The 25,924-nt window shown below is 44.0% G+C and carries 24 protein-coding genes; 19 read left to right on the plus strand and 5 right to left on the minus strand.

The annotated features are described in order from the left end of the window. Positions 1-35: 35 nt before the first annotated feature. Complete coding sequence (locus tag D0T57_RS01650; protein WP_163270196.1) at positions 36-863, plus strand: DUF3108 domain-containing protein; 828 nt, start codon at positions 36-38, stop codon at positions 861-863. 60 nt (positions 864-923) lie between these two features. On the opposite strand, the gene D0T57_RS01655 is transcribed toward D0T57_RS01650, so the two are convergent. From D0T57_RS01655 to panC, 3 genes are all read right to left on the minus strand, one after another. Next, on the minus strand, positions 924-2,249 hold the full coding sequence (locus D0T57_RS01655; RefSeq protein WP_255490456.1) for an MATE family efflux transporter: 1,326 nt from the start codon (positions 2,247-2,249) through the stop codon (positions 924-926). Between the two features lie 62 nt (positions 2,250-2,311). Beyond that, positions 2,312-2,665, minus strand: coding sequence for an aspartate 1-decarboxylase (gene panD / locus D0T57_RS01660; protein ID WP_163270197.1), 354 nt, complete (start codon positions 2,663-2,665; stop codon positions 2,312-2,314). 20 nt (positions 2,666-2,685) lie between these two features. Beyond that, entirely contained in the window at positions 2,686-3,537 is an 852-nt protein-coding gene (gene panC / locus D0T57_RS01665; protein ID WP_163270198.1) for a pantoate--beta-alanine ligase, read from the minus strand. A 263-nt stretch (positions 3,538-3,800) separates the two neighbouring features. On the opposite strand from panC, the gene dinB reads away from it, so the two are divergent. The 14 genes from dinB to D0T57_RS01735 all read left to right on the plus strand — a co-directional run bounded on the left by dinB (position 3,801) and on the right by D0T57_RS01735 (position 20,306). Further along, a complete protein-coding gene (gene dinB, locus D0T57_RS01670; RefSeq protein WP_163270199.1) occupies positions 3,801-4,883 on the plus strand; it encodes a DNA polymerase IV in 1,083 nt (360 codons plus the stop codon). Positions 4,884-4,934: 51 nt separating this feature from the next. Continuing rightward, positions 4,935-5,147: a hypothetical protein gene (locus D0T57_RS01675; RefSeq protein WP_163270200.1), complete on the plus strand. Its 213-nt coding sequence runs from the start codon at positions 4,935-4,937 to the stop codon at positions 5,145-5,147. Between the two features lie 8 nt (positions 5,148-5,155). After that, on the plus strand, positions 5,156-5,590 hold the full coding sequence (locus D0T57_RS01680; protein WP_185154608.1) for a nucleoside deaminase: 435 nt from the start codon (positions 5,156-5,158) through the stop codon (positions 5,588-5,590). 146 nt (positions 5,591-5,736) lie between these two features. Continuing rightward, positions 5,737-6,495: a NigD-like protein gene (locus D0T57_RS01685; protein ID WP_163270202.1), complete on the plus strand. Its 759-nt coding sequence runs from the start codon at positions 5,737-5,739 to the stop codon at positions 6,493-6,495. A 142-nt stretch (positions 6,496-6,637) separates the two neighbouring features. Beyond that, a complete protein-coding gene (locus tag D0T57_RS01690) occupies positions 6,638-7,150 on the plus strand; it encodes a Fur family transcriptional regulator (protein ID WP_163270203.1) in 513 nt (170 codons plus the stop codon). Then, positions 7,147-8,415, plus strand: coding sequence for an adenylosuccinate synthase (locus D0T57_RS01695; protein ID WP_163270205.1), 1,269 nt, complete (start codon positions 7,147-7,149; stop codon positions 8,413-8,415). The genes D0T57_RS01690 and D0T57_RS01695 overlap by 4 nt, the downstream gene beginning before the upstream one ends. 113 nt (positions 8,416-8,528) lie before the next feature. Continuing rightward, positions 8,529-9,212, plus strand: a complete 684-nt coding sequence (locus D0T57_RS01700) for a zinc metallopeptidase (RefSeq protein ID WP_163270207.1) — start codon at positions 8,529-8,531, stop codon at positions 9,210-9,212. Between the two features lie 135 nt (positions 9,213-9,347). After that, positions 9,348-10,487 carry a metallophosphoesterase gene (locus tag D0T57_RS01705; RefSeq protein WP_163270209.1) on the plus strand — a complete coding sequence of 380 codons (1,140 nt, stop codon included), beginning with the start codon at positions 9,348-9,350 and terminating at the stop codon, positions 10,485-10,487. Then, on the plus strand, positions 10,488-11,690 hold the full coding sequence (locus D0T57_RS01710; RefSeq protein ID WP_163270211.1) for a metallophosphoesterase: 1,203 nt from the start codon (positions 10,488-10,490) through the stop codon (positions 11,688-11,690). A 522-nt stretch (positions 11,691-12,212) separates the two neighbouring features. Beyond that, positions 12,213-13,871, plus strand: a complete 1,659-nt coding sequence (gene recN / locus D0T57_RS01715) for a DNA repair protein RecN (protein WP_163270213.1) — start codon at positions 12,213-12,215, stop codon at positions 13,869-13,871. A 182-nt stretch (positions 13,872-14,053) separates the two neighbouring features. Continuing rightward, positions 14,054-15,397, plus strand: coding sequence for an adenylosuccinate lyase (gene purB, locus D0T57_RS01720; protein ID WP_163270214.1), 1,344 nt, complete (start codon positions 14,054-14,056; stop codon positions 15,395-15,397). Positions 15,398-15,465: 68 nt separating this feature from the next. Then, a complete protein-coding gene (locus D0T57_RS01725) occupies positions 15,466-16,764 on the plus strand; it encodes a pseudouridine synthase (protein ID WP_163270216.1) in 1,299 nt (432 codons plus the stop codon). 221 nt (positions 16,765-16,985) lie between these two features. Further along, on the plus strand, positions 16,986-18,383 hold the full coding sequence (asnS, locus tag D0T57_RS01730; RefSeq protein ID WP_163270218.1) for an asparagine--tRNA ligase: 1,398 nt from the start codon (positions 16,986-16,988) through the stop codon (positions 18,381-18,383). A gap of 543 nt (positions 18,384-18,926) precedes the next feature. Then, complete coding sequence (locus D0T57_RS01735; RefSeq protein ID WP_163270220.1) at positions 18,927-20,306, plus strand: DUF6056 family protein; 1,380 nt, start codon at positions 18,927-18,929, stop codon at positions 20,304-20,306. A gap of 10 nt (positions 20,307-20,316) precedes the next feature. Here the strand turns inward: D0T57_RS01735 and D0T57_RS01740 are convergent, their stop codons facing one another. Both D0T57_RS01740 and D0T57_RS01745 read right to left on the minus strand, forming a co-directional pair. Beyond that, positions 20,317-20,964 carry a LysE family translocator gene (locus D0T57_RS01740; protein ID WP_163270223.1) on the minus strand — a complete coding sequence of 216 codons (648 nt, stop codon included), beginning with the start codon at positions 20,962-20,964 and terminating at the stop codon, positions 20,317-20,319. Positions 20,965-21,200: 236 nt separating this feature from the next. Beyond that, the gene (locus D0T57_RS01745; RefSeq protein ID WP_163270226.1) at positions 21,201-21,650 is read right to left on the minus strand and encodes a type I restriction enzyme HsdR N-terminal domain-containing protein; all 450 of its coding nucleotides are present in this window, start codon (positions 21,648-21,650) and stop codon (positions 21,201-21,203) included. 87 nt (positions 21,651-21,737) lie between these two features. Between D0T57_RS01745 and D0T57_RS01750 the strand changes: the two genes are divergently transcribed. From D0T57_RS01750 to dusB, 4 genes are all read left to right on the plus strand, one after another. Further along, positions 21,738-22,511: an AMP nucleosidase gene (locus D0T57_RS01750; protein WP_163270228.1), complete on the plus strand. Its 774-nt coding sequence runs from the start codon at positions 21,738-21,740 to the stop codon at positions 22,509-22,511. Between the two features lie 2 nt (positions 22,512-22,513). Further along, on the plus strand, positions 22,514-23,518 hold the full coding sequence (gene holA / locus D0T57_RS01755; RefSeq protein ID WP_163270231.1) for a DNA polymerase III subunit delta: 1,005 nt from the start codon (positions 22,514-22,516) through the stop codon (positions 23,516-23,518). 39 nt (positions 23,519-23,557) lie between these two features. Continuing rightward, a complete protein-coding gene (locus tag D0T57_RS01760) occupies positions 23,558-24,724 on the plus strand; it encodes a metallophosphoesterase (protein WP_163270234.1) in 1,167 nt (388 codons plus the stop codon). Between the two features lie 187 nt (positions 24,725-24,911). Beyond that, on the plus strand, positions 24,912-25,895 hold the full coding sequence (gene dusB, locus D0T57_RS01765; RefSeq protein WP_163270236.1) for a tRNA dihydrouridine synthase DusB: 984 nt from the start codon (positions 24,912-24,914) through the stop codon (positions 25,893-25,895). Positions 25,896-25,924: the final 29 nt, after the last annotated feature.

Here is a 25,924-nt window from a genome sequence, read left to right on the forward strand (position 1 = left end):
ATAAAGCCGTTTATAACCTAAAAGAAGGAGAATTTATGATAAAGAAAACAATAATACTAGCTACCTTGCTCCTTGCTCTGTATGGCATAGAAGGAAACGCACAGTGTAAAGTAACCAACAATTACTTTCAGGCGGGCGAAGTATTGACATACGATTTGTACTTCAGATGGGGAATTACAAATACCAAAGCCGGGACATCTTCGCTGAGAACGACATCGACCAAATACAATGGCAAAGATGCTTATAAAATGTCCCTTATAGCCAATTCATCAGGACTGGCAGACAAAATATATAGCCTGGACGATACGCTATCTACCTATACTACCAAAGACCTCACGCCTCTGGCTTTCCAAAAGTTGGCACACGAAAAAGGCGACTTTACGGATGAAAAGATGACTTATACTTACGGTTCGGGAGGAAATGTAACCGTGAAAACCAAGCGGGTGAAAAATGGCGAGGTGAAATTTGACGAAACCATAAATGCAAGCTCATGCGTCTACGATATGGTAAGTGTTGTTTTCTATGCACGCACCCTCGACTATTCTTCGATGAAGAAAGGTGACGAAAAACGAGTGGACTTCGTATCAGGCAAGAAAAAATCGTACATGATAATAGAGCATCAAGGTATAGAAAGCATAACCGCCAACGACGGCAAGGCATACAGTTGTATCAAGCTTGTACTCAGCCTGTCGGCAAATGTGAACAAAAATGCTTTCGACGACAGGACGGAGGCTATGAAGGTTTACATCACCAACGACAACAACCGCATCCCGGTAAGGCTGGATTCTAAACTAAAACGTGGTTCTACACGCGCCATACTCAAAGGCTACAAAGGCACAAAACACGCGGTATCGGCAAAGTAAGATAATACGACAACACATATTGGAAAAGAGGAACAGCCCCTCGGTTGCTCCTCTTTTGTACTATATCCGTTTGTTCTGCCACCTGCCACGTGTGAGGTATATTACCGAGAATATGAGCAATGGCCCCCAGTAGAACGATTCTACAGCCCAGCACCATGCTACCGACATTTGCTTGTAGATAACGATCCAAAACATGGCAAACACATAGATAGCCATCGTTATCACTTCAAGGAAAAGGGCAACCTTCGTATTCCCTGTCCCCGATATGGCATTGAACGTTACAGTACCCAATGCCGAGAAAGGCAACGATAGCAACAGGACGAAAAGCGGCATCACAGTTTCGCCGATAAGCGACAACTGGTCCTTCGGCGCAATGAAGCTGATCCAATATTCGGGAGCAATAACCGTAATACCTATCAGGCACAGGATAATTGCCAGATTGAACAGCGCGATCCGCTTGACCAAAGGCAGCACGCCTTTTGCATTTCCGGCTCCTATAGTATTCCCCACCAGGGTATTGGCCGTAGTAGCCAAGGCATTCATAGGGATGAAGAAAATCATATAGAAGCTGCGTACAAGGTTGGTAATCTTCAGGGCATCTTCCGAATGCTGCTCTATCGCCATAAAGAAGATAAACCATGTAGACATGGATATCAGGTATTGCACCATTGTGAACGACGAGATATTCAATATGCTCTTTATCACAGAGAACCTGAACTTCATCTTCACAAACCCGTATTTCTTGAAGTCTACCGTAATCCATGTATAAACAACGAAGAACAAGACAGATGCTATTTCCGACAATACAGATGCTATCGCCGCCCCTTCTACTCCCCATTCTGGGAAGCCGAAATTGCCGAATATCAACAGGTAGTCGCCTATAATATTGGTAATAGCCATCACTATTGCATTATATGTCAGCACCTTTGTGCGGGCAACACCCACATAGAATGCACGGAACATGACATTGATAACGGCAAAGAAGAATCCGTAGATACGCCACGACAGGTATTTCTCGGTTGCAGCAAATACTTCCGGCGACTTCATAAACTGCCCCAGCACATTCTCCACCATAAACGACGAGAGGAAAAACAGCATAAGGGCAAACAGCTGCAAGAACATTGCCCCTTGTATCACAATACCTCCGATACGGTTGTAGTTGCCTTCGCCATTGCGGCGGCTTATCATAATCTGTCCTCCGATACTGAAGCCGAAGCAGATGGTAAAAATGGCTACATAATATATCCCGGCCAACCCGGAAGCACTTTGTTCGATACCGCCTACCCTTCCCAAGAAGAAGGTATCGGTAAGTTGTACTACATTCTGAGCGAGCAACCCTAGCATAATGGGATAACTCACTTTCCATATATCTTTATATGAATACATAATATTTACCCTAGCTACCAGTACTGATAGCCATTAATTTAATAAGCAGAAGCTTGTGAAATTTACTTGATCAGTTTATTGGTCTTTGTATCGGGGAAAACAACCCACGGCTTAAAGGTCTTAGCCTCTTCGAAGTCCATCTGGGCATACGACATGATGATGACAATATCGCCCGGCTGAACCTTGCGTGCCGCCGCCCCGTTGAGGCAGATAGCACCCGAACCTCGTTCGCCTTTTATTACATAAGTTTCGATACGTTCGCCATTGTTGTTGTTCACTATCTGGACTTTCTCACCTTCTATCAGGTTTACAGCATCCATCAAATCCTCGTCTATAGTGATACTACCTATGTAATTCAAGTTGGCCTCGGTTACTGTAACGCGGTGTAACTTCGATTTTACAACTTCTATTATCATCTTTTCTTTCCTTTATCTATCTACCTTGTATGGTACACAATATTATCAATAAGGCGTACATCGCCACAAAATACCGCTATACATCCCACTACATAATCGGAATCATCCCATTCCGGCAGGGTTTGCAAAGTTTCCCCATCTACTATTTCAAAATATTCGACTTCCAGTCCGTCGAACGAATTGATTGTATCAGTCACCTCTTTTATCGTATCTTCTATCGTCTGGTTAAGATACATTGCCTCGCGGCTCTCCAGCAACGTTTTATATATATTGGCGGCAACAGCCCGTTGCTCCCCTGTAAGCCGTTCGTTGCGGCTGCTCATCGCCAATCCGCTAGCCTCGCGAATAATAGGCATCGGCACTATCTGTACCGGCATATCCAATTGCTTGACCATGGCACGGACGATGGCTAATTGCTGGAAATCCTTCTCTCCGAAATATGCCTTATCCGGCTTCACTATATCAAAAAGGCGGCTGACTACTTGTGCCACCCCGTTGAAATGCCCGGGACGATGTTTTCCTTCCATCACCTTATCCAGTTGTCCGAAATCGAACTGACGGGTATCGGGTTCCGGATATATCTCTGTTACCGAAGGGGCGAAGATAATATCAACACCAGCCTGCGCCAGATATTCACTGTCGCGCTCAAGAGTCCTTGGATATTTCTCCAGATCCTCCTTATTGTTGAACTGGGTGGGATTGACAAAAATGCTGACAACGCATATATCGTTTTCGGCAATGCACTTCTCTGCCAGAGACAAATGTCCCCGGTGCAAAGCACCCATAGTAGGAACAAAGCCGATGCTCTTGCCTTGCAGGCGCAGTTCCGACAATTGTTCTTCCAGTTCTTTTATTGTTTTTACCAGTTTCATCTTACCCAAATAATAAAAACGGATACAAAGCAAGTAAATATTTATGGAATCTCGAAATAATCGGCAGATTTTGTTTAGCCTATTAACGAAAGAAAAGAGAAAGAAAAGCTATGGCAAGAGTTAAAAAAACGAGATGTATTCCGTGGTCAATTATCATTGTTATATATCGGGCATATCTGCCTTTTCTATAAATGTTAACAATTAGATTAAAAGCAGATTCGTTTCTTTCAATTATTTTTGACAAAAGTATCTTTGGCCGACCTATGCGAAAAATTATCCACATAGACATGGATGCCTTCTATGCATCTATCGAACAGCGCGACAATCCCCAATACCGGGGAAAGCCCGTTGCTGTAGGATATGCCGGCCCGCGCGGAGTGGTAGCGGCTGCCAGCTACGAAGCGCGCAGATATGGAGTAAGGTCGGCTATGGCATCGAAAACAGCATTGAAGAAGTGTCCGCACCTGATATTTGTTTCTTCGCGTTTCGACGTGTACAGGGCAGTATCGAGGCAGATAATGGCTATTTTCCACGAATATACCGACATAGTAGAACCCTTATCGCTGGACGAGGCCTATCTCGATGTCACCGAAAACCACAAAGGGATAGCTTCAGCCACACAAATAGCAAAAGAAATAAAGCAAAAGATACTCGACAGCACCCAGTTAACCGCCTCGGCAGGAGTATCTTTCAACAAATTTCTGGCAAAGATCGCGTCCGACCAGAATAAACCCAACGGGCTTTTTGTTGTTAAACCTAACAGAGCCGAACTATTTGTAGAATCGCTCGCCATAGAGCAATTCCCCGGAGTGGGCAAAGTCACCGTCAAGCGGATGCAGCAATTAGGCATCAGGAATGGATGGGACTTGAAACAAAAATCGGAAAACGAACTGGTCGCCAACTTCGGAAAGATGGGGCATATATTCTATATGAACGCGCGAGCAATAGACGACCGGCAGGTAGAATGGCTACGAATAAGGAAATCCATCAGTTCCGAAACCACATTCGAAAAGGATATAGACAATATTGACGAACTGGCTGTGATACTCGACAGTGTGGCCAAAGACGCTTTCGAAGATGTAAAGAAGAAGAATTTCAAAGGGCGGACAATAACATTGAAAATAAAATATGCCGATTTCAAAACAATCACCCGCAGCAAAACACTCCAGCATACTGTCGACGACTACGAAACCTTCTATAAAACAGGCTTCGAACTTTTGCAAGGTATAGACTTAAGCCCCAAAGTGAGGCTTATAGGTCTGGGGCTGAAAAACAATGAGCCCGAAACCAATTGGGGCGAAGCAGTACAATTGCGGATCAATTTTGACGGCAAACAGGAGCATTAGACCCCAAAAGCCTTTAATTATACAGATAAAGTAATTACATTTGCAGCAATAATGCAGAAGAAGAAAGGACAACATAGCAAACGGACAAAGCAGATGATATTCTCGCTCAACGAGGAAGAATATGCTGTAATATGCTCTTATATAAAGAAATATAAGATAGAAAACCGTTCGCGTTGGTGCAGGGAAACAATCATAACCCATGTATTGAAAACCCTGGATCAAGACTACCCTACCCTCTTCGAAGAAAACGAAATGCGCCGATGACCACAGCCTTGCTCAACGATGAATATTATATGCGCCAGGCTTTGAACGAAGCACGCATGGCTTTCGAAAAAGACGAAGTGCCTATAGGGGCAGTCATCGTATGCAAAGGACGCATAATAGCACGGGCACACAACCTCACAGAAACACTGAACGACGTGACAGCACATGCCGAAATGCAGGCTATCACTGCTGCAGCAAATGTATTGGGAGGAAAATACCTTACCGGTTGCACCCTTTATGTAACGGTAGAGCCCTGCCCCATGTGTGCAGGCGGACTGCTTTGGTCGCAAATACCGGCTATTGTATATGGTGCAAAGGATGAGAAAAGAGGCTACTCTATCTATAATCCGGTTATACTTCATCCTAAAACAACTATAACAAAAGGAGTATTAGAAGAAGAGTGCGCTTCTTTGATGAAAAATTTTTTCAAACTAAAAAGGTGATTATAAATACATTAAATAGACTACATACTTTATTTAACTTTTATTTAGAGTGCAATATGCAGCGTGGCATATAAATTGGAATCTATTGTAATGTAACTAGTGTAAGTTGAAGTTTATCGTTAAGCTTATTTTAAAACTAAAAGATTATGAGAAAGTATTGGAGACTATTTTCAGCATTGGTCTTATCATTAAGCTTGGCAGCAGGGTTAGCCTCCTGCTCCGATGATGACGGATATTCGTTAGGTAAATATTGGGAATCTATCGTGACAGTCAACAAAGTAGGCGACAACACATACGATTTCACGCTCGACAACGGCAAAAAACTTTGGGTAGCAGCCCCTGCGGGATTAAACCTGAAACCCAAATACGGAAGAGCGATAATTAACTATACAATACTATCTGACAAAATAGACGGATACGACCATTACATCAGACTGAACGGGTTCTATGACGTTTTGACCAAACCGGTAATTTACATTGCCGAAGATGACGAAATAAAGCAGGACAGCATCGGGTACGACCCTATAAAAGTCCATGCGATATGGGAAGGCGGCGGTTTCCTCAATATCTATTTCGGGTTCAATGCCGGGGGATATGAATCGCACATGGTAAACCTTGTAACGGCAAAAGAAGATTTCGGAGCAAATGACGAAATACCCGAATTGGCATTCAGGCACAACGTAAACGGCGACAAGGAAAACCATGCAGCAAATGCGTACGCCTCATTCGACCTGAAACCATATATAGTTGCCGGAAAAGACAAGGCCACACTAAAAATATCGTGGAAAGACTTCGATGGCGAAGTAAAGAGCAAGATAATAGAATACAAATTCGACAATGAGGATGCACCTCTCGCAAATGAGATTACACCTCAAGCAGAAGATACTAACCTGAATATTTATTAATATTCTTTTTGATTTCCTTTCAAAAAAGAGAGCTCGGGAGAGTTCTCTTTTTGTTTTTTGAACATATTAAGACTTTTTCCTAACCGTAAGGCATATATTCATCAAAAAAGATGTATTTTTGTTTGCCACTGATTTTAAATACATGGACAATTCGAAGCTTAAAGAACAAGTCAAAAACGAATTTACAGATTACCTCAATCTGCATAAACATCGTAAGACCCCCGAAAGATATGCCATACTCGACCATATCTATTCTACAAAAGGGCATTTCGACATGGACTCGCTTTACAATGTCATGAAAGAATCAACATTCAGGGTCAGCCGTGCCACTCTATACAACACTATCGAGTTGCTTCTCGATTGCGGATTGGTAGTCAAGCACCAGTTTGGAGCCAATGTGTCGCAATACGAAAGAGCATATGGTAATGAAAACCACGACCATATGATATGCCTCAATTGCGGAGAGGTAAAAGAACACAAAAACGGCAACCTGTTTACACCGGCACAGCAAAAAAAGCTGCAACGCTTCAAAATAAGCTATTACAGCATGTACATATACGGCACATGCAGCAAATGCCTGCGGGCAAAAAAAGCAGAAGAAAAAAAGAGCAACAAAATAACTGATAACAAAAACACCCGTACAAAAAAGAAATGAAACTAGATGTATTGCTAGGTCTGCAATGGGGCGACGAAGGTAAAGGAAAAATAGTAGATGTACTGACTCCCGAATACGAAATCATTGCGCGTTTTCAAGGAGGGCCAAACGCCGGACATACCCTCGAATTTGAAGGAAAGAAATATATATTACGTTCTGTACCTTCCGGAATATTCCAGGGAAACAAAATCAATATAATCGGGAACGGCGTAGTACTCGACCCTGCCCTTTTCAAAGGAGAGATTGAGTCGCTCGAAGCTTCGGGGCACGACCTGAGGAAACGACTCCTTATATCGAAGAAAGCCCACCTCATACTGCCTACCCACCGCCTGCTCGATGCCTGCTACGAAGCGGCAAAAGGCGACTCGAAGATAGGCACCACCGGCAAAGGCATCGGCCCTACATATACCGACAAGATTAGCCGCAACGGCCTGCGTATAGGCGATATACTATACAACTTTGACGAAAAATATACCCAGGCAAAAAACAAACACCTGAAAATACTGGAGCAGCACGGCTACGACACCGGCAAGCTAGCCGAAATAGAAAAAGAATGGTTTGCAGGAATAGATAAGCTCAAGACATTCACATTCATAGATAGCGAACATTATATCAACAATGCGATAAAGCAAGACAAAAAGATACTTGCCGAAGGCGCACAGGGAACGATGCTCGATATAGATTTCGGTTCGTACCCATTCGTAACATCGTCGAACACCATCTCTGCCGGAGCGTGTACAGGCTTGGGCATAGCACCGCAACAAGTAGGCGAAGTATATGGTATCTTCAAGGCATATTGCACCCGTGTAGGAAGCGGCCCTTTCCCTACCGAACTATTCGACGAGACAGGCGATAACCTTCGCAAATACGGGTTCGAGTTCGGATCGGTAACAGGACGTCCGCGCCGTTGCGGATGGATAGACCTCGTAGCCCTACGCTATGCTATAATGGTAGACGGTGTAACACGCCTAATAATGATGAAAAGTGATGTGCTCGACACATTCGACACCATCAAGGCCTGCACAGCCTATGAAATAAACGGCGAAAAGACCACAGAGTTCCCATTCGAAATAGACGACAATAACATAAAGCCTGTATATGTGGAAATGAAAGGCTGGCAGACCGATATGACAAAAATGCGCAGCGAAAGCGAGTTTCCCGCTGAGTTCAACGCCTACGTATCGTTCCTCGAGAAAGAATTGGAAGTGCCGATCAGCATAGTTTCTATCGGGCCTGATAGGGAACAGACAATAATAAGAAAATAAGAATAATAAATCTTAAATAAAAATTTGCGAATGTGCCGGTTGGAAACAATTGGCACATTTTTTGTGTTTTAGTTTATAAAAAAAAGTAAAAACACTTTAAAACAAATATTTATATGATGGCAGGATGGATATTAATGATTTTGATTGCAGTAGTAGGAGGTATTGTTTCGCAAATGCTGAAAAGCCGATTCAATAAATACTCCCGGATACCGCTCTCCAATGGAATGACAGGACGCGACGTGGCCGAAAAAATGCTTCACGACAATGGTATATACGACGTAAAGGTAATCTCTACGCCCGGCATGCTTACCGACCACTACAACCCAGCTAACAAGACCGTAAACCTCAGCGACAATGTATTTTCGAGCAACAGTGTTGCCGCTGCCGCCGTTGCCGCCCACGAATGCGGTCATGCCGTACAGCATGCCCACGAATACGGGCCTTTGAAGATGCGTTCGGCACTGGTGCCTGTAGTCAGCTTCGCCTCCAATTGGGTAATGTGGGTTCTGCTGGCAGGTATTTTCCTTATCAATTATTTCCCAGCCCTTATATGGATCGGCATAGGACTATTTGCCCTTACCACTATTTTTAGTTTCGTCACCCTTCCGGTAGAGATCAATGCCAGCCAACGCGCACTAGCATGGCTCAACAGTGCAGGCATCACCAATACCAGTAACCACGACATGGCCAAAGACGCCCTCAAATGGGCAGCATACACATATGTAGTAGCGGCAGTCAGTTCGCTGGTGACGCTTATATACTACATAATGATAGCATTAAGCGGACGCCGTAATTAAAACACTCACAGAATAATATAGAGAGCAATCTTATAGGGTTGCTCTCCTTTTATCCTGTCCGCAATATTAAAAAAACCGGCAGGAATATTTATCTTTGCAACTTGCCGAAACAGAATATACTATAAACAAACCCTGATGAAAGCAATGGGATTTATCATTATCTTTATCATATACTTACTCGCCAACTACTACGTATTTCACCATGTATGGATATCCATGCCGCCTACCACTATAGGGCGCGTAGCACTTATTTCGTTCGCAATAGTAGCCATAACCTCTTTTTTCATATCCTTTTTCCTGGGCGATGTCATGCCTATATGGCTCACATCGGCACTCTATAAGATAGGAACAGCATGGCTCTTTATCCTCATCTACTTCTTTATAGTGATGGCAGCCAAAGACCTTTTCGGCCTTGCCAACAAGCTGCTGCACTTCATGCCAAGCGACGCCATAACCCGCTACACAAAAGAAAACTGGGTAGGCTTCGGGTTTATGGTAGGATTTATAGCCCTGCTTATGACTTGCGGCTACCTCAAATACCAATGGAAAGTAAGGGTGGAACTACCCGTAAATATCTATAAGACCATCGGCGACTCCACAAATGTAAGGTCATTGCGTATCGTTGCCATCAGCGACGTCCATCTGGGGTATGGCATAGGCAAAAAAGAATTTGAAAAATGGGTAGATCTCATCAACAAGGAAGAACCCGACATTGTACTCATTGCCGGAGACCTTATAGACAACAGCCTGCGCCCACTGAACGAAGGCAACTATGCCGAAAGCTTCCATAAGATAAAAGCACCGATGGGCATTTACGCCTGCCCGGGCAATCACGAATATATAAGCGGAATAAAAGAAAGCCTCCAGTTTATGGATAAGGCTGGAATAAAGTTGCTGCGCGACTCGGCAGCTCTGGTAGACGGCCTGTTCTACGTTGTAGGGCGCGACGACCGCATGAACGAGAACCGTAAGCCATTGAAGGAAATTACCGATGCGCTCGACAAATCGAAGCCTATCATACTGCTCGACCACCAACCCTATCATCTCGAAGAAGCCGAGGCCTATGGCGTAGACCTCCAGATATCGGGGCATACCCATCAGGGACAGGTTTGGCCGATATCGCTCATCACAAAACAACTGTATGAAAAAGACCACGGGTTTATCAAAAAAGGAAATGCCAATATATATGTAAGTTCGGGTATCGGCATATGGGGCGGTAAATTCCGCATAGGCACACAATCCGAATATGTAGTGATTGATATTAACAAAAAGTAAATGAGAGTATTCTTTAATGCAATAATCGTCCAGATATTTCTCAGCGCCTATATATTCTGGCGCGGATGGCAGGGCTTGCCCGACAAGAAATATATAAAAATACCCTATGCTGCTTTTTTCATCGTCGAGCTGCTCATCTATTTCGTCGGCTTTTTCACTGCCGATACCCACCGGCTTTCGGTAGAAGCGCTGCACGATTTTGCTTGGGTAGGAACTTCGTGGATGGTATTTGCCATTTACATGACGGTACTATTGCTGTTTTACGACCTCGTTAAATATATCGACAAAAAGAAGAAATTCCTGCCACAACGCCTCGACCCGAAAGCAAAGAGAATGCGGCTGACCTACTTCTGCATATCGCTCCTTCTGGTTTGCGGAATCATGGCACACGGCAACTACCGCTTCCGACATCCTGTGGTCACCGAGGTGAATCTGGATATAGACAAGCATTCGCCCGAAGTAAAAGAACTGAAAATAGTTGTCGCCACCGATATACATGCAGGTTACCTGATAAATAAAGATGTCATTTCGATGTATGTGGATAAGATAATGGAGCAGAAGCCCGACCTGATATTGCTTGTCGGCGACATTATCGACTACGATGCCCAATCGCTCTACAAGCAGCGGATGGAAACCGAGTTTCTCCGATTGAAAGCCCCCTATGGTGTATTTGCCTCTACAGGAAACCACGAATACATCGAGCTGCATAATGAGGCAGAAGATGAAAAAATATTATGGCTCAGCCAGAATGCAGGACTGACCGTTTTGCGCGACTCTATGGTACTGGTCGCCAACTCATTCTACATAGTAGGGCGCGAAGACGACAAAGCACCCAACCGCAAACCGCTTCCTGAAATTATGGAAGGGGTAGATAAATCGCTTCCCGTAATTGTGCTAAACCACGAGCCCCACCGCCTATACGAAGAGGCAGAAGCCGGAGCCGACATAGCCCTTTACGGACATACACACTACGGGCAATTTTTCCCTGTAAACACGATAATGGCTTTGGGTTCGAAAATATATAACACAGGGCTTTTCACCGAAGACAACAAACTGCGGTTTATGTACGAAATACCCTATGGATATAAGCAAAAAGAGAACACCCACGCCTATGTATCATCAGGACTGGGGCTTGCCGGGCCGCAATATCGCATAGGCACGGTTTCGGAACTTGTAGTATTGAATGTAAAATTTACAAAATAACAGAATCGCCTGAGTAACTGTTCAGGGCAAACGCATGAAAAAACGACATTTCAGTTTTGACTACCGTAGGGCGAATTGAAAATCAACGGAGTCAATTATCATTCGCCCGCAGATTCTTTCTATTTCGGGCGAATGATAATTCGCCCCTACAAAGTCCAGAATTGAGTTCGGATAAATTTCATGCGTTTGCACTGAGTAACTATTAGCCACTCTGGCAAATAAAAAATCAGTAAAAATAATGCCCTCTCAATCGAGAAATTTCGTACATTTGCTATGATGTAAGAGCCTGTTTAAATTTTATAGCAAATCTTTTTTATAGCTATTTTTAGATGGATTTTAGGCGTTTTTCTTGCTGGTTTAGCGGGCTAAACCGAGAGTAAAATGTAAAAAAATACGCTAAAAAGAGCATAAAAAAGTTGCTAAGAGCTATACTGAAGAACCTATAAGAAATATTTTCGTTAAAATTTAAACAGGCTCTAAACAATACTGTACACCCGTAAAATAGAGGAAGTAAACACAAATATGCTAAAATCGCTCTACATAAAAAACTATGCGCTCATCGACAGCCTTGAAATAGATTTCACACAAGGTTTTTCTGTAATAACAGGCGAAACCGGAGCCGGAAAATCCATCATATTAGGTGCGCTCTCGCTCATACTCGGACAGCGTGCCGACATCAAGGCTATAAAGCAAGGCGAAAGCAAATGTGTAATCGAAGGCGCTTTCGACGTGTCGGCATACGACCTGCAAGCCTTTTGCGAAGAAAAGGGCATAGAATACGACCCCAGCAGCTACATACTCAGGCGCGAAATACTATCCACAGGCAAGTCGCGGGCATTTATCAACGACTCGCCCGTTTCGCTCACCGACCTCAAAGAACTGGGCGGGCAACTGATAGACATACATTCGCAACACCAAAACCTCATGCTGAACGACACCCGTTTCCAGATGCAGGTAGTAGACGCATTGGCTGGCAACAAAGACCTGCTGACCCAATACCAGAAAGCATTTAGAGAATATAAAACGGCAGAAAAAGCACTTTCGGAACTTCGCGAGTCGATAAAGAAAAGCAAGGAAGAAGAAGATTACCTGCGCTTTCAGCATCAGGCATTACAAGAAGCCAAACTAAACGAAGGAGAGCAGGAAGAACTGGAAGCCGAACTGGAAACACTCAACCATGCCGAAGATATAAAATCATCGCTATATAAAATCCATTCGCTTTTGTCGGACGACGACAAGGGCATCGTAACCGAACTGAAAGAGAGCCTCAACACATCGGCTGCCTTATCGAAAGTTTATAACAAAGCCGATGGTTTTGCTCAACGGCTGGAAAATGCCTATATAGACCTCAAAGACATGTCTGCCGAAGTAGAACGGCTAGCAAACGATGTGGAATTTAATCCCGAAAGGCTGGCTTTTATAGAATCGCGCCTCGACCTCATCTATTCGTTGCAGAAGAAACACCGTGTATCATCCGTAAACGAATTGATTAGACTATTCAAGGAAATATCTTTGCAACTCGAAAACATAGACTCGTCGGACGAACAAGTAGAAAAGCTGGAAAAAGAAGTAAAAGAGAAAAACAAAAAAGCGTTGGATCTGGCAAAAAGCCTTAGCAAAAAGCGCACAGGCATATCTTCCGGATTCGAAAAAGAATTGCAAAACAAAGTTGCCTACCTAGGGATGCCCAATGTGCGCTTCGAATGCAAGGTTACACAGGAAGTAGAAATGAACCCTTATGGCGCAGACAATATCCTGTTCCTGTTTTCGGCAAACAAAAACGCCCCGTTGCAGCCTGTAGCAAACATTGCTTCGGGCGGTGAAGTTTCGCGGCTGATGCTTTGCCTCAAGTCGATGATAGCAGGAGCCACAGCCCTGCCGACAATCATATTCGACGAGATAGATACAGGAGTTTCGGGCGAAATAGCCGACAAGATGGGGCAAGTAATGAACGATTTCGGGCAAAAGATGCAAGTCATTGCCATCACACACCTTCCGCAAATTGCCGCTAAAGGCAAAGCCCATTACAAAGTATATAAGTCGGACGACGATACATCGACCACCACGCACCTGGTACAACTCAGCAATACGCAGCGGCTCGAAGAAATAGCGCGTATGCTAAGCGGGGCGCAGGTGACCGAAGCCGCCATACAAAATGCCAAAGATATGCTCGGAATATAAGGATTCTCATTTCTGAAAAAGAAAAAGATGAAAATATACTAAAAAACACTTTTTTGACCCGGCAAAGAACAGAGTTACAATAATATTTGTTATATCTTTGCAAGACAGGTTACAGACGAGTAAATAGAGATATCGAAAGGAAATAATTATTCAATAAAAACACAAAAACAAATCGTTTCACAATGGTACTAACACCCTTAACTTCCATCTCGCCGATAGATGGACGTTATCGTAGTAAAACAGAACAGCTGGCTAATTACTTTTCGGAATATGCACTTATAAAATACCGGGTACTGGTAGAAATAGAGTATTTCATTGCCCTATGCGAATTGCCGTTGCCACAACTGGAAAGTATAGACAAAACTGTTTTTTCAAAACTTCGGGATATTGTCTCCAATTTTTCGGAAGAAGACGCCATGCGCATAAAAGAAACCGAGAAGGTGACCAACCACGACGTAAAAGCAGTAGAATATTTCATAAAAGAGAAATTTGAAGAACTGGGGCTCGATGCATATAAAGAATTTATACACTTCGGCCTTACATCGCAAGATATAAACAATACATCCATCCCGCTTTCGCTAAAGGATGCGCTGAAAGAAGTCTACCTCCCTATGATGGAGGAACTCGTTGCGAAGCTGAAAGCACAGGCAGAAGAATGGAAAGACATTCCCATGCTTGCAAAGACACACGGGCAACCGGCATCGCCTACACGGTTAGGAAAAGAAATCATGGTGTTTGCATACCGCCTCGAAAAGCAGCTCGAAGTAGTGAAGAATATTCCATCCTCCGCTAAATTTGGCGGGGCAACAGGAAACTACAATGCGCACAAAATAGCCTATCCGCAAATAGACTGGAAAGCATTCGGCGACAAGTTTGTATATGAAAAACTGGGACTGGTAAGGGAACAATGGACTACCCAGATATCCAACTACGACACCATAGCCGCCACATTCGATGCACTCAAACGTATCGACACGATAATGATAGACCTCAATCGCGATTTCTGGCAATATATCTCGATGGAGTATTTCAAGCAAAAAATAAAAGAAGGAGAAATAGGTTCGTCGGCAATGCCTCACAAAGTGAACCCGATAGACTTCGAAAATGCAGAAGGCAACCTGGGCATAGCCAATGCCATACTGGAACATCTGGCATCGAAGCTTCCGGTTTCGCGCCTGCAACGCGACCTTACCGACTCTACCGTACTCAGGAATATAGGTGTTCCTGTAGGGCATATTGTTATAGCCATACAAAGCACACTGAAAGGATTGAATAAATTACTGATAAACAAGGAGGAAATACACGAGGATTTAGAAAATTGCTGGGCAGTAGTAGCCGAAGGTATCCAGACCATCTTGCGACGCGAAGGATATCCCAAGCCATACGAAGCCCTGAAAGCACTTACGCGCACCAACGAAGCTATTACGGCAGATTCCATCTCCCGTTTTATCGACGGGTTGGACGTAAACGAATCCGTGAAAGAAGAATTACGAAAAATAACACCCCATACTTATACAGGGGTTTAACCAAGTGGCAACCGAGAGGTTGCAAAAATTATAAACACTATATTTTTTACTTTTAAAAGAGCAAAAAAATGATTACAGACAAAGGTAATGATCAGGAAAGCCGGGATGGCTATTCATCATCAGACAACAACAATGGAGGAGAACCATTAAGAAAAAAACGTACTCGCGTAGGAGACTTGCGGAAACAGGCCTATAATGCACCCGATGGAGACCAACCAAGAGAAAGAAGGCCATACAGACCCGAAGGTGGAGACAGGAACGATGGAGACAGAAGGCCTTACAACTCCGACAACAGGGGTGGAGGTTACTCCGGCAACAGAGGTGGTTATTCAAACGACCGGGGAGGATACTCCAACAACAGAGAAGGTGGATATTCGAATAACAGAGGCGGTGGATACTCCAACAACAGAGGTGGAGGATACTCTAACAACAGAAGCGGGGGATACTCCGACAACAGAGGCGGGGGATATTCCGACAATAGAGGTGGTGGCTACTCTAGCAACAGAGGCGGAGGAAGCAATTACGGCAGAAGCAACTATGGCGGCGGTGGCGACAGAAGGCCGCAACGCCCAATGGGTACCGGCCGGCCAATGGATGGACCTAAAAGGTTGGTAAAACCCGTAAAATATAAAGAAAATATAGATCCAAGCACACCTTTACGCCTGAACAAATATCTGGCCAATGCAGGAGTTTGTTCACGCCGCGAAGCCGATGCTTACATCACATCGGGAGTAGTAAAAGTAAATGGTGTAGTAGTAGACCAATTGGGGGCAAAAGTTACCCGTGGCGACCTGGTTACATTCCAGGATAAGCCGGTACAACTCGAAAGCAAACTGTATGTATTGCTGAACAAGCCAAAAAATTGCGTAACAACTTCCGACGATCCGCAAAACCGCCTTACGGTAATGGATCTTGTAAAAAATGCCTGTCCTGAACGCATCTACCCCGTAGGACGCCTCGACAGGAACACAACAGGAGTGTTGCTGCTCACCAACGATGGCGACCTAGCATCGAAACTGATGCACCCTAAATTTAAGAAGAAAAAAATATACCAGGTGACCCTCGACCGCGATGTAACCATCGAAGATATGCAATCTATAGCCGACGGTATAGAACTTGACGACGGCGAAATACATGCCGATTCCATAGCTTACCAATCGGAAGATATGCTCAACGTAGTAGGCATAGAGATTCACTCGGGACGCAACCGCATCGTGCGCCGCATATTCGAAAAGTTGGGCTATCAGGTAATGAAGCTCGACCGCGTTTACTTTGCCGGACTTACCAAGAAGAACATACCGAGAGGCAAATGGCGTTATCTGACAGAAAAAGAAGTAAATATGCTTCGTATGGGAGCATTCGAATAAACAGGAAAAGAGCAAGCTGAACGTTTGCTCTTTTTTATTTCTAAAGGCATGGAAAAGAATATTACTGTAGGGGCGAATTGACTCCGTCGATTTTCAATTCGCCCCCACAAAGTTCAGAATTGGGTTCAGATATATTCATGCGTTTGCCCTGTATTTAACAGGATTATATTATCTTTGCTTTCTTTAATTCGTTAAACAATAATAAGAAGAAGATTACCAAAATGGAGAAAATTCGTAGAACTAAAATTGCAGATGTTTTCAAGGCTCCGAAATTCGGGTCTACAGTAGATGTTAAAGGATGGGTACGCACTATCCGTGGCAATAAATATGTAAATTTCATACATATCAACGATGGTTCTACAGTGCATAATCTTCAGATAGTGGCAGATGTAGAGAAATTCGGCATCGATTTTTTCAAGCCGATTACCACGGGAGCTTGTATCCATGTCGTTGGCACACTGGTAGAATCGCAAGGCAAAGGACAAAACGCAGAAATACAAGCCGATAGCATAGAAGTGTACGGCACTGCCGACCCCGAAACATACCCATTGCAAAAGAAAGGACACTCCCTTGAGTTTTTGAGGGAAATAGCCTACCTGCGTCCACGCACAAATACATTCGGAGCCGTATTCCGTATACGTCACCATATGGCATATGCCATACATAAGTATTTCAACGACAATGGCTTTTACTATTTCCACACGCCTATCATCACCGCATCCGACGCCGAAGGTGCAGGTTCTATGTTTCAGGCAACCACGCTCGACCTGAACAATGTGCCGCGTACCGAAACCGGGGAAGTGGATTACAGCAAGGACTTCTTTGGTGGTGCTACCAACCTGACCGTATCGGGACAGCTGGAAGGCGAATTGGGAGCAATGGCCTTGGGAGCTATTTACACATTCGGCCCTACTTTCCGTGCCGAAAACTCAAACACCCCACGCCACTTAGCCGAATTTTGGATGATAGAACCCGAAATGGCTTTCTATGATATCCACGACAATATGGATCTGGCGGAAGACTTCCTCAAATACCTGATCCGCTATGCGTTAGAGTATTGCAAGGATGATATTGAATTCCTCTGCGAGCATTTCGATAAAGAACTTCTCGACAGGTTGAACGCTGTTGTCGCAAACGATTTTGTACGCCTCACCTATACCGAAGGTGTGGAAATACTGGAAAAAAGCGGGCAGAAATTCGAATATCCGGTTTACTGGGGTGCAGACCTGCAATCGGAACACGAACGCTATCTGGTAGAGAACCACTTCAAACGCCCTGTCATACTCACCGATTATCCGAAGGAGATCAAGTCGTTCTATATGAAACAGAATGAGGATGGAAAAACCGTGCGCGGTATGGATGTGCTATTCCCTAAGATCGGCGAAATAATAGGAGGTTCGGAACGTGAAGCCGATTACGACAAATTGGTTCAACGTACAAAGGAACTGAATATGAATACCGATCCTATCTGGTGGTATATGGAAACACGCCGTTTCGGCACAGCTCCTCACGCCGGGTTTGGGTTAGGATTCGAACGCCTGATATTATTTATCACAGGTATGACCAATATCCGCGATGTGATTCCTTTCCCGCGTACGCCAAACAACGCAGAATTCTAAACAATCCAAATACACTTCATCCCGAAAGCAGTAAGGCAATACCTTGCTGCTTTTGTTTTTTATCGTAATTTTGTATTTATAGTAAAGGAGTTTATCTATAGAAAGACAGCCCCCTAAATCCCCCCTGGGATGGAAAAAAGGCAAACGCATGAAATTTATCCAAACTCAACTCTGAGCTTTGTAGGGCGAATTGAAAATCGACGGAGTCAATTATCATTCGCCCGAAATAGAAAAAAATCTGCGGGCGAATGATAATTCGCCCCTACAGTAGTCAAAACTGGAGTATCATTTTTTTTCATGCGTTTGCCCTGGGGATGGAAAAAGTAACAATAAAAAAACGGCTAAGAAGCGTTACCTTTGTTACTTTTTGTAGTTGCTGTCATGCTGAGGCAACGAAGCCTCAGCCCTCTTGATAAAAGAGATCCTTCACTATTGATGACAGTGTTTGATAAAGGAATATATGGATAAAAAATGTAACAGTGAAAAACAACGTAAATCCTGTTACCTTTGTTACTTTTTCTCGAATGAATAGCCAGATAACATATGAATAGAATAATAAACATCATAAAAAAAATGCAACTCCTTGCCGGAAACAGTGGGCATAGGATAGAAGAGGTTATCTATTCGGCGAACAGTAGCAAAACGAGCAAAACGATTCTTTGGGTATCCGTTGTTACTTTTTTCTTTTTGGCTCTGTTGTTCCTGAATATACTTACCCCCCTGATATCCGACGATTTTGCCTATCTGTATATCTATGGTGAGGAGGGGCGGATATCATCCCTATCCGATATCGTAACCTCGCAGATAAACCACTATTATATGTGGGGAGGGCGCAGTGTTGTCCATTTCATTGCACAAGTGTTACTTTTGTTACCTTCCTATGTTGCCGACCTGCTGAATGCGGCAGTCTATATGGCTTACATATGGCTTATCTACCTGCATGTAAAAGGGCGTGGTAAGAACAGCCTCAACCTGTTTATCCTTGTCAACCTGGCCGTATGGTTTCTGCAACCCGTGTTGAGCGATACGGTGCTTTGGATCACGGGGTCTGCCAATTACCTGTGGGGTACATTATTGGTATTGCTATTCTTACTACCTTATCGCCTCTATAATGGAGGGAAAACTACGACAGTTATGTCCATCATACTGTCCCCTACCCTATTCATTGGTGGAATTGTCGCCGGATGGACAAATGAGAATACCGCAGCAGCAGCACTGGTTGTAGGTGTTTTGTTCCTGTTTTATTACAAATATAAAGAATGGAAGCTACCATTATGGGCATTCTCCGGGCTTGCAGCCTTCTTTATCGGCTACCTGATAATGATACTCGCACCGGGAAATTTTGAGCGTGCAGGAGAAAGCTCTCTCAATCTCATGACAATAGCATTCCGCATATTCAACTGCACACTGATGATTTTCCGTTATTGCGGGCCATGTGTATTGGTAGCGGCTGCCGGCTATATATTCTTCCGCCACTATGGCGAAAAAGACGTAAAAGAAGAGGGCTATTCCTTGTCGGCAATATACGCCATAGCCTTCCTTACAGCCGTATATGTAATGATGCTATCGCCAAGCTTTCCGCGCAGGGCATTGTTCGGGGCAGTTTCTTATATTATCATCGGTGCCGGCATACTGATATACAACACAGGAGCAAAAAGCAGGCTGGTAAAGAATATACGGAGTGCAATAATAATGGTCGGGCTGCTTTGCTTCTTCTCCACCATTTATGTGGCATATAAGGAAATAAGTATCTACCGAAACATCATCGACGAAAGGGAGGCATTGATAAAGGAGGCTAAAGATACAGGGAAAACGTCATGCGAATTTGAGCGGTTCGACGGAGGAACATACATACATGGCGAAGACCCGTTTTCGGGTGAACTGATGAGCCGCCATTACGGCATTACGATAGAACTGAAATAATGAGAAAAGGCTAGAATATCTCTATGCCCATCAGGGTTCCGGTAATGATACCGGCAACACCGAGCCCGATAAGAAGAAGCCCTATTATCTGGTTGAATATACGCAGGCCGCGAGGATTGAAACGCGAGCGTAGCTTATTGACAAAATAAGTAACCAGCAACCACCAAAGCATAGCCCCTACCCCAATGAAAATAATGGTAAGAAGGTCGTAACCGAAATGCTTTGTAGGATCTATCACATTGAAGCGGGCAAAGAGGGCAATGTACAGGAAGAGAGTGGCAATATTGGAAATGGTGAGGATCAGCGAAGATACAAAGACCCTCCAGTAAGAAGACGCCTTTTCTTTCAGCTTGGCAAGGTTTCTCGATGGGTTTTTATTGAAGACGATATAACCGAAAGCGATCAGCACGATACTGCCGATAACCTTGAGTGGGCCTTCGTGGCGTTGTATCATTTCATTATTGAATCCCAGCCCAAGAGCAGCAACTACAGCCAGAAGGGCTATCAGCATATCGCCTGCCACCGCACCCAGTCCTGTCATCAGCCCGTGGTTGCGCCCGTCGTTTAGTGTACGCTGTATGCACAACATACCCACAGGACCCATAGGGGCTGAAGATAGAAAACCAATAAATAAACCTTTTATAATGATATATACCATCAACTCACTTTTATGGCAGCACCGGATCAATTGTCCGGAGACGGATAACAAGCACACCTTAATTGCTACTGCCAAATAGAACTACAAAGATAGTATCAAAATTGCACATTACGGCAACATTATTTACAAAAGGGAAGCGGCTCTTAAACATTTTTAATGTAAGAACCCGCTTGATATTACCATCTGCTCATCGAAGGGCAAATGAAGCTATCCATCAAGTTCCATTTCAATTATCTTTACAGCGAAAGGTAGGACGGTATTTCGGGCAGGTAGTCAAACGATTGGGTTTCGTAGTTCATGCGGCAGCAATAATGGCTCAACCCGTTGGAAACGATAAGGTATTTGACCTTCAATACGATGTTGTACCTCACAATCTGGTCGAACACTTCTTGCGTAATATGCACATCGGGCGATTTGTACTCGACAATTACGACAGGATTGAGGCCTTTGTCGTAAATAACCGTATCGCAGCGCCTTTTCTGGTTGTTGAGATTGATTTGTATCTCATTGGCCATTAATGAAGACGGATAATCTTTAGTAGCAGTCAGATAATTGACAAAATGCTGGCGCACCCATTCTTCGGGAGTAAGTGCAACATACTTACGCCGCAAAGGATCGAAAACAGAATAGAGTTTGCCTGTTTTTTTCACTTTTATATCGAAAGGGGGCAGGTTTAAGTCCAACATTTACTAACTTTGTTAATGGCCTGGCAACAATAGGCCGTACCGCTTGTTTTAAATTTAAACAAACTCTGAAACAAAAGTAAAGCTAATATGAAAACCAAACAAGAAATAGTAGAAAATTGGCTTCCGCGCTATACAAAAAGGCCGCTGGAGCAATTCAACAAGCATATATTACTCACCAACTTTGCCAAGTATGTAGAAGTGTTTGCCAACCACTTCAACGTGCCGATACTGGGTCTGGACGGCAATATGCCGAATGCTTCTGCCAACGGTATTACAATCATAAACTTCGGGATGGGAAGTGCCAATGCAGCTACTATAATGGACTTGCTGAGCGCGATAGAGCCCGAAGCCGTTCTATTCCTGGGCAAATGCGGAGGGATAAAAAAGCACAACAACGTGGGCGACTACATATTGCCCATAGCCGCTATACGTGGCGAAGGTACATCGAACGACTACTTTCCGCCCGAAGTGCCGTCGCTACCGGCATTTAGCCTGCTGCGGTCGGTTTCGTCCACCATCCGCAACCACAACCGCGATTACTGGACAGGAACAGTATATACCACAAACCGCCGTGTATGGGAGCACGACGACTATTTCAAAGAATACCTTCTCAAAATAAGGACAATGGCCGTAGACATGGAAACTGCAACTCTCTTTACCTGCGGTTTTGCCAACCAGATCCCTACCGGGGCACTGCTTCTGGTATCCGACCAACCAATGATATCGGATGGAGTGAAAACAGAAAAAAGCGACAACCTGGTTACCAAAAATTTTGTAAACGAACACGTTATGATAGGTATAGAGGCTTTGACCACGCTTATCAACAACGGACAAACCGTAAAACACCTGCGCTTTGAATGAATATGACATTTGAACAAATAAAATCGGAGATACAAGCGCGCAAGTTCAGGCCTATATACCTGTTTATGGGCGACGAGCCTTATTTTATAAACGAACTGACAGACCTGCTCTCCAACACCATATTGCCGGAAGAAGAGCGCGACTTCAACCAAACCGTACTGTATGGCAACGAAACGGATGTGCCTTCGGTGGTAGCCCTTGCCCGCAGCTTCCCCATGATGGCAGACCATCAGGTAGTGATAGTAAAAGAGGCGCAAAACCTGAGCAAAATAGAAGAACTGGAGGTATATGCCAAAAATCCGCTCAACTCGACTATATTGATCCTCAACTACAAGAACAACACGCTGGATAAGCGGAAGAAACTCTATGCTGAGATAGACAAGCGCGGGGTAGTATTCGAGTCGAAAAAGATACCTGACTATAAGATGGCAGGGTTTATAGCCCAATACGTACAAGGCAAAGGGCTCTCGATAGACCAGAAATCGTCGCAGATGCTTGCCGACTATCTGGGCAACGACCTGAGCAAAGTATCGAATGAGGCAAGCAAGCTACTGATAGCCTTGCCGCCATCGCACCGACAGATAACGGCTGAGATAATAGAAGAGAATATCGGTATCAGCAAAGACTTCAACAACTATGAGCTATTGAAAGCCATAGTTGAAAAGAATATATTCAAGGCCAACCAGATAGCCGACTACTTCGAAAAGAATCCGAAGAACAACCCGATGATAGTGACATTGGTGGTACTGTTCAATTTCTTCAGCAACCTGATGATTTGCTATTGGGCAAAGAACAAAACAGAACAGGGGTTGGCTGCCGAACTCGGCTTGCGCAACCCATATATGGCAAAGGATTACACAATTGCAATCCGCAACTACAATGCATTTAAATGCATGGAGATTATCAGCCTGTTGCGTATATACGATGCCAAGGGAAAAGGGGTAGACAATGCGTCTGTTCCTGATGGAGAATTACTGAAAGAACTGATTTTTAAGATTATGCACTGATAGGAAGTAAAACTTTCTAATCAATTAACCTCAATGACGATGAAAAAAATTTCCGGCTTAATCACTTTATTATTATTTGCATCCACCATTTTTTCACAAATCAAGATCACTCACGGCCCTTACCTGTGCGACATGGATACAGACGGTGTTACAATAGTATGGACAACCGATAAGCCGGCTCTATCATGGGTCGAAATTGCGCCCGAAGGCACGGAGAGTTTTTACCAGAAAGAACACCCAAAATACTTTGATACAGCAGCAGGCCGCAAACGGGCGAACCAAACATTGCACCGGATAAGGATTTCCGGCCTGGAAGACGGAACCAAATACCGTTACCGTATATTTTCGAAAGAAGTAACGGAGAGAAAGGCCGGCAACAGAGCCATTTACGGGAGTGTTGCTTCTACGAATGTTTATTCAAAGAAACCTCTGGAATTTACCACTTTTGCTAAAGAAACAGCCAATGCATCATTCTTAGTATTGAATGATATACACGGCAAATCCGATTTTATGAAAGAGCTTTGTAAGGATATAGATTTTAAGGCCTTGGATTTTGTTGCCATGAATGGCGACATGTCTACTTTTGCAGAAAGTGAAGAGCAGTTGTTTGATGAGTATATAGACGCATCGGTAGAACTATATGCCTCCGAAACCCCAATTGTATATACCAGGGGAAACCATGAAACCAGAGGTGTTTTTGCCGACGAACTGATCCGTTATTTCCCTACACGGAACGGGGAATTTTACCAGATGTTCAGCGTCGGGTCAACCTGTTTTCTTGTATTAGACTGTGGAGAAGACAAGCCCGACAGCGACATCGAATACTATGGCCTTGCCGACTACGACAGATATAGGGAAGAGGAAGCCAGATGGCTGGCAAAATGTGTAGAAACCGAAGAATTTAAGAGTGCAAAAACACGTATCGTTTTTCTACATATTCCGCCACCCGTAGGCGACTGGCACGGCAATCACCATCTGCAACAAACATTTATGCCGATTCTCAACAGGGCAAATATAGATGTTATGTTTTCGGGGCATACACATCGTTTTTCGTACCATGAACCGAACAGCGAGGCCAATTTCCCGATCGTAGTCAACGGGAATAAGACATACGTGATGTGTAAAGTAGGTAAGGACAAGATAGACATAGAAATAACCGGACTGGACAAGAAAGACAGCAGGCATTTTGAACTACCTGTCAGATAAACCGATTTATCAAGATGTTATTTATACGGATAAATAGCAAGAAAGTTTATCTATATAATTTTAATGTGCCAATAGGATGATGTGCCGATATGCCAATCTTAAGAGAATGGAAAAAGTAACATTAAGAAAATAGCTAAAAGGTGTTACCTTTGTTACTTTTTTCAACAAGCAAAGAATATTAATTGAAATGAAAATAGGCAATATAAATTTTCCGGCATACCCCACATTCCTCGCCCCGATGGAGGATGTCACAGATATGGGGTTCCGGTTGCTTTGCAAGCAATTCGGGGCAGATATGGTATATACCGAATTTGTATCGAGCGACGCCCTTATCCGCCATGTCAATAAGACAAAGGCAAAACTCACGATAAGCGATGAAGAACGCCCTGTCGCCATACAAATATATGGCAGGGATGTAGACGCGATGGTAGAAGCGGCAAAGATATGCGAAGAAGCTCAACCCGATATACTGGATATTAATTTCGGATGCCCCGTAAAAAAGGTTGCCGGAAAAGGGGCAGGCTCGGGCATGCTGAAAACCCCCGACCTGATGGTGGATATTACCACTGCCATCGTCAAGGCCGTGAATATACCGGTTACAGTGAAAACCCGTTTGGGGTGGGATAACGACTCAAGGATAATAGTCGATCTGGCCGAACGTTTACAAGATACAGGAATAAAAGCACTTACCATACACGGACGGACACGCGCCCAGATGTACACCGGCGAAGCCGATTGGACTCTGATAGGCGAGGTAAAAAACAATCCGCGCATGCATATACCGATTATCGGCAATGGGGATGTGACTTCGCCTGAGATATGTAAAAAACGGTTCGACGAAACGGGTGTAGATGCCATAATGATAGGTCGCGGCAGCATCGGTAGCCCCTGGATTTTCGAAGAAGTAAAGCACTTTCTGAACACGGGCGAAAGAGTACAAAAAAAAGATTTCCGCTGGTACCTGGATATACTGAAAGAAATGGTACGGAAAAACATAGCCCATTCGGGCGAAAGAGGCGGGATTATACACAGCCGCCGACATCTGGCAGCAAGCTCTCTGTTTAAAGGAATACCCGATTTTAAGAAAACCCGTGTGGCTATGTTACGGGCAGACACAGAGGAGCAGTTGTTTAATATAATGGACGAGATTCCTGAACGATTTGATATATAATTTTTGTATTTTTGTAGTTCTCAAAAAAA

The organism is Dysgonomonas sp. 511 (assembly GCF_010501105.1).
Lineage (GTDB): Bacteria > Bacteroidota > Bacteroidia > Bacteroidales > Dysgonomonadaceae > Dysgonomonas.

What these genes read in the sequence shown, in the direction of transcription:
- D0T57_RS01650 (WP_163270196.1), top strand. Translation starts at nt 36, where the DNA reads ATGATAAAGAAAACAATAATACTAGCTACCTTGCTCCTTGCTCTGTAT.
- D0T57_RS01655 (WP_255490456.1), bottom strand. Translation starts at nt 2,249, where the DNA reads ATGTATTCATATAAAGATATATGGAAAGTGAGTTATCCCATTATGCTA.
- panD (WP_163270197.1), bottom strand. Translation starts at nt 2,665, where the DNA reads ATGATAATAGAAGTTGTAAAATCGAAGTTACACCGCGTTACAGTAACC.
- panC (WP_163270198.1), bottom strand. Translation starts at nt 3,537, where the DNA reads ATGAAACTGGTAAAAACAATAAAAGAACTGGAAGAACAATTGTCGGAA.
- dinB (WP_163270199.1), top strand. Translation starts at nt 3,801, where the DNA reads ATGCGAAAAATTATCCACATAGACATGGATGCCTTCTATGCATCTATC.
- D0T57_RS01675 (WP_163270200.1), top strand. Translation starts at nt 4,935, where the DNA reads ATGCAGAAGAAGAAAGGACAACATAGCAAACGGACAAAGCAGATGATA.
- D0T57_RS01685 (WP_163270202.1), top strand. Translation starts at nt 5,737, where the DNA reads ATGAGAAAGTATTGGAGACTATTTTCAGCATTGGTCTTATCATTAAGC.
- D0T57_RS01690 (WP_163270203.1), top strand. Translation starts at nt 6,638, where the DNA reads ATGGACAATTCGAAGCTTAAAGAACAAGTCAAAAACGAATTTACAGAT.
- D0T57_RS01695 (WP_163270205.1), top strand. Translation starts at nt 7,147, where the DNA reads ATGAAACTAGATGTATTGCTAGGTCTGCAATGGGGCGACGAAGGTAAA.
- D0T57_RS01700 (WP_163270207.1), top strand. Translation starts at nt 8,529, where the DNA reads ATGATGGCAGGATGGATATTAATGATTTTGATTGCAGTAGTAGGAGGT.
- D0T57_RS01705 (WP_163270209.1), top strand. Translation starts at nt 9,348, where the DNA reads ATGAAAGCAATGGGATTTATCATTATCTTTATCATATACTTACTCGCC.
- D0T57_RS01710 (WP_163270211.1), top strand. Translation starts at nt 10,488, where the DNA reads ATGAGAGTATTCTTTAATGCAATAATCGTCCAGATATTTCTCAGCGCC.
- recN (WP_163270213.1), top strand. Translation starts at nt 12,213, where the DNA reads ATGCTAAAATCGCTCTACATAAAAAACTATGCGCTCATCGACAGCCTT.
- purB (WP_163270214.1), top strand. Translation starts at nt 14,054, where the DNA reads ATGGTACTAACACCCTTAACTTCCATCTCGCCGATAGATGGACGTTAT.
- D0T57_RS01725 (WP_163270216.1), top strand. Translation starts at nt 15,466, where the DNA reads ATGATTACAGACAAAGGTAATGATCAGGAAAGCCGGGATGGCTATTCA.
- asnS (WP_163270218.1), top strand. Translation starts at nt 16,986, where the DNA reads ATGGAGAAAATTCGTAGAACTAAAATTGCAGATGTTTTCAAGGCTCCG.
- D0T57_RS01735 (WP_163270220.1), top strand. Translation starts at nt 18,927, where the DNA reads ATGAATAGAATAATAAACATCATAAAAAAAATGCAACTCCTTGCCGGA.
- D0T57_RS01740 (WP_163270223.1), bottom strand. Translation starts at nt 20,964, where the DNA reads ATGGTATATATCATTATAAAAGGTTTATTTATTGGTTTTCTATCTTCA.
- D0T57_RS01745 (WP_163270226.1), bottom strand. Translation starts at nt 21,650, where the DNA reads ATGTTGGACTTAAACCTGCCCCCTTTCGATATAAAAGTGAAAAAAACA.
- D0T57_RS01750 (WP_163270228.1), top strand. Translation starts at nt 21,738, where the DNA reads ATGAAAACCAAACAAGAAATAGTAGAAAATTGGCTTCCGCGCTATACA.
- holA (WP_163270231.1), top strand. Translation starts at nt 22,514, where the DNA reads ATGACATTTGAACAAATAAAATCGGAGATACAAGCGCGCAAGTTCAGG.
- D0T57_RS01760 (WP_163270234.1), top strand. Translation starts at nt 23,558, where the DNA reads ATGAAAAAAATTTCCGGCTTAATCACTTTATTATTATTTGCATCCACC.
- dusB (WP_163270236.1), top strand. Translation starts at nt 24,912, where the DNA reads ATGAAAATAGGCAATATAAATTTTCCGGCATACCCCACATTCCTCGCC.